The sequence below is a fragment of the Enterococcus raffinosus genome, from assembly GCF_001886185.1.
GTDB lineage: Bacteria > Bacillota > Bacilli > Lactobacillales > Enterococcaceae > Enterococcus_A > Enterococcus_A raffinosus.
The window spans coordinates 1-3,707 of record NZ_JXLA01000075.1; the positions used below are offsets into that span (position 1 = coordinate 1).

At 40.4% G+C, this 3,707-nt stretch carries 2 protein-coding genes; both read left to right on the top strand.

The genetic code is table 11. The features are described from left to right. The first annotated feature begins 56 nt into the window (after nt 1-56). Nucleotides 57-3,290, top strand: coding sequence for a fibrinogen-binding MSCRAMM adhesin Fss3 (gene fss3 / locus RV13_RS19995; protein ID WP_071875996.1), 3,234 nt, complete (start codon nt 57-59; stop codon nt 3,288-3,290). A gap of 112 nt (nt 3,291-3,402) precedes the next feature. After that, nucleotides 3,403-3,707, top strand: a 305-nt coding sequence (locus tag RV13_RS20000; RefSeq protein WP_071875997.1) for a YdcP family protein, incomplete at its 3' end; no start/stop codon positions are given.

Consider the following 3,707-nt stretch of genomic DNA (forward strand, 5'->3'; position numbering starts at 1 on the left):
CACCCGTTCTCACGGGTGGATGTGTTACTGCAAAAAACGAAAGGAGATTTTACTTTATGAAAAAACCGAGATTTAAAAAATGGCGATTGTTTGCGGCTTTAGCTTTGTTGGGTCTGGATCAAACAATTGTAGGAGCGATTGGTCCTATGATTGTCTTTGCTGATGAAATTACTCATCCACAAACAGTGACGGTTGAATTAGATTTAGCGCATCAATATGTTGTTGAAGGAACTTTCAGTGACGGTCGTCCAATGTCAGAAGTCACTGTTCCACATTATGCTGTGTACAACGGCGTGAAACAAGATATTTTCTGTATTGAGCCAGGAGTCCCAATTGACAATGAGTTCACGCCGGGTTATGAGAAAAATCCATTGCCTGATATGCCAGAGAAAGCGAAACTAGTTTCCGTTCTATGGAAAAAAGCCGGTACAGATGTAGATACTCATATTGTGGCACAGAAGATGATCTGGCAAGAAGTTAATGGGTATACCCTTCACTCAATCAAACGATTGAATGGTAGTGCCGTAAATATCGCAGCCATTGAGGCAAAAATCAATCAAGCCATTGCCGATTATCAGAAGAAACCAAGCTTCCATAATAGTACGGCTAAAATAGTATTAGGGCAATCGACTACTATGACGGATACGAATAATCTGAATTTGTCAGAGTTTGATGAAGTGGTGGAAAATACCGCAAACATTGATTATCGTGTGAATGGCAATCAGTTGATAATCACCCCAAATGCGAGTTCAAAAGAAAGTGGTGTGCTGACGCTTAAGAAATCTGCTGGCACCGGAACACCTGTCGCCTATAAAAAGGTTGGCCAACAAACCCTGATGGCTGGGGCGATTGATAAACCGAACACTTACACGGTCAAAATTGATGTAGAAACCGAGGGTTCTTTAAAAATCAAAAAAGTTGATAAAGAATCAGGTGCTATTGTACCAGGAACGGTTTTCCATTTAGACTTTGGAAAAAATTTACCTGCAAAAGACGTGACTACTGACAAAGAAGGCATTGCTACATTGGATGAGATTCCTCATGGTACAAAGGTAACCATTACCGAAAAATCAGTACCGGCGCCTTATACGATTGATACCACCCCCATGACTACCACCATTAAAGCAGGTGAAACCATTTACGTGACTTCAAAAAACGCACAGGAAAAAGGTCAAATCATTCTGGATAAAAGCGGAGTTGAAACAGGGAGTGATCTTTGGAATGACAATTATTCCTTAGCTGGTAATACGTTTGCCATTCGCAAAGACAGTCCAACCGGTGAAATCGTTCAAGAAATGACCACGGATGAAAACGGTCATGCGGAAACACCAAAAGAGATTGCTAATGCGTTGGAATTGGGAACCTATTATGTGACCGAAACTAAAGCTAGTCATGGGTTCGTGAATACGTTCAAACCTGTAAAAGTCGAATTGAAGTATGCCAATCAAACCGTAGCCCTTGTTACCAGTAACGTAAAAGGGCAAAATCAAGAAGTCACTGGCGAAACCACTTTGACGAAAGAAGACAAAGATACTGGGGATAAAGCACAAGGTAAGGCAGTCTTTGAGGGGACTGAATATACCTTGTTTACTGCTAAGGATGGAAAAGCGGTTAAATGGAGTGAAGCTTTTAAACCAGAAATGGTAAAGGGAACGAAAGCTTCTGATGAAACAGTGACTCTGGCTTTAGATGAAAAGAATCAAGCTGCCGTTAAACACTTAGCCATCAACGAGTACTACTGGCAAGAAACCAAAGCACCTGAAGGATATACCTTGGATGAAACGAAGTATCCTGTTTCTATCAAAAAAGTAGATGATAACGAAAAAAATGCCGTGATTACCCGAGATGTTACGGCAAAAGAACAGATTATTCGTTTTGGGTTTGATTTCTTCAAATTTGCCGGATCAGCCGCTGGCACTGCCGAAACTGGCTTCAATGATCTGACCTTTAAAGTGTCGCCATTGGAAGGGACCAATGAAATCACAGGTGCCGAAGATGAAGCGACCACAGCTTATAACGAGCAATTAGGGTTTGATGGTTATGGCAAGTTTGAAAATCTTCCTTATGGGGATTATTTACTTGAAGAAGTAGAAGCCCCAGAAGGTTTTCAAAAGATTACGCCATTAGAAATCCGTTCTACTTTTAAAGAAAACAAAGAAGACTTTGTGAAGAGTGAGTATGTCTTTACCATTACCGAACAAGACCAAAAACAACCAATTAAAACGGTGACCGTTCCTTACGAGAAGCTGACGAACAAAGCATTTTCTGTTAGTTTGAACCGTTTAATGCTCTATGATTTGCCTGAGGAAGAAGATAGTTTAACTTCTCTTGCGACTTGGAAAGACGGAAACAAAGAATTAACTTCTCTGGATTCTACCGAGCTAGTTGATAAATTGAGTTACAATCTACATGAAATCAAAGAAGACTGGTATGTGGTAGCGCAAGCCATTGATGTGGATGCGACAAAAGCTGCCCAAGAAAAAGATGAAAAAGCTAAACCAGTGGTGATTGCAGAAACAAGCGCAACGTTGGCGAACAAAGAGAAAACAGGAACTTGGAAAATTCAGCATAAATTAACCGCCGAACAAGTTTTAAATAAAACTATTGTCTTATTCAACTATGTGTATGAAAATAAGGAAGCTTTTGAAGCAGGCGATAAGCCAGTAGCGAAGGATGTTAGCTTGAATAATCAAGCCCAAACTGTTAATTGTACGGTGGAACGTCATGTTTCGATCCAAACAAAGGCCCACCTAGAAAACGGTTCTCAGACCTTTACTCACGGTGATGTGGTGGATATGTTTGATGATGTGTCGATTACTCATGATGTACTGGATGGCTCAAAAGAAGCTTTCGAAACAATTCTGTATGCTTTATTACCGGATGGTACAAACAAAGAAATTTGGAAATCTGGCAAGATTGAGTATGAAGTAAATGATAAAGAATTCACCAAAACTGTGCTTGCGAAAAAAGTAGATACCGGAAAATATCCAGAAGGAACCAAGTTTACTTTTGCGGAAATCAATTACGATAAAGATGGGACTATCAATGGAAAACACAATGAAGATTTGAAAGAAAAATCTCAAACCTTAACACCAAAAGAAGTTCCAACCATACTAAGTACGCCGAAACAACCGGAAACACCAACTGTTCCAAGTGGCTCTCAAGAATCTAGTCTCACAGTGAAGACATTCCCTCAAACTGGGGAGAAAAATTCCAATGTGTTACTGTTCATTGGTTTTACTTTGATTTTTGCGACGGCGGGCTATTATTTCTGGAATCGCCGGAACTAAGGTGATGAGATGATACAAGTAAATCCTAAGAACCAACGTGCGCGACCGCCTCCTAAAAAAGTAGTCGCGCTATTTTTGTATCCAAAACTAACAATGAAAAGAGGAAAAGAAGATGGAATTGAAATTTGTCGTGCCAGATATGGCTGAAACCTTTGGAAAGTTAAGTTATGCCGGAGAAGGCGAAGTTTTAACAGAAGGATATGGACGGAATACTACGGTGATTGGTCGCAGTTATCATTTGTATTCCAGTAAGCAACGGGCCGATGATATTGAGGTGGTAGTAGCTGCGGAAGCCGGTGAAAAGGATTTTGATCAAGACCAACCGCTAAAAGCCGTGAATCCCCATTTGGTTGCCAAAGGCTATGAGATTGAGAATCGTGGGTTTACTGATTACGTGTTGTATGTTGATGATTTAGT

Coding starts and splice junctions, on each gene's coding strand:
- fss3 (WP_071875996.1), top strand. CDS start 57: ATGAAAAAACCGAGATTTAAAAAATGGCGATTGTTTGCGGCTTTAGCT.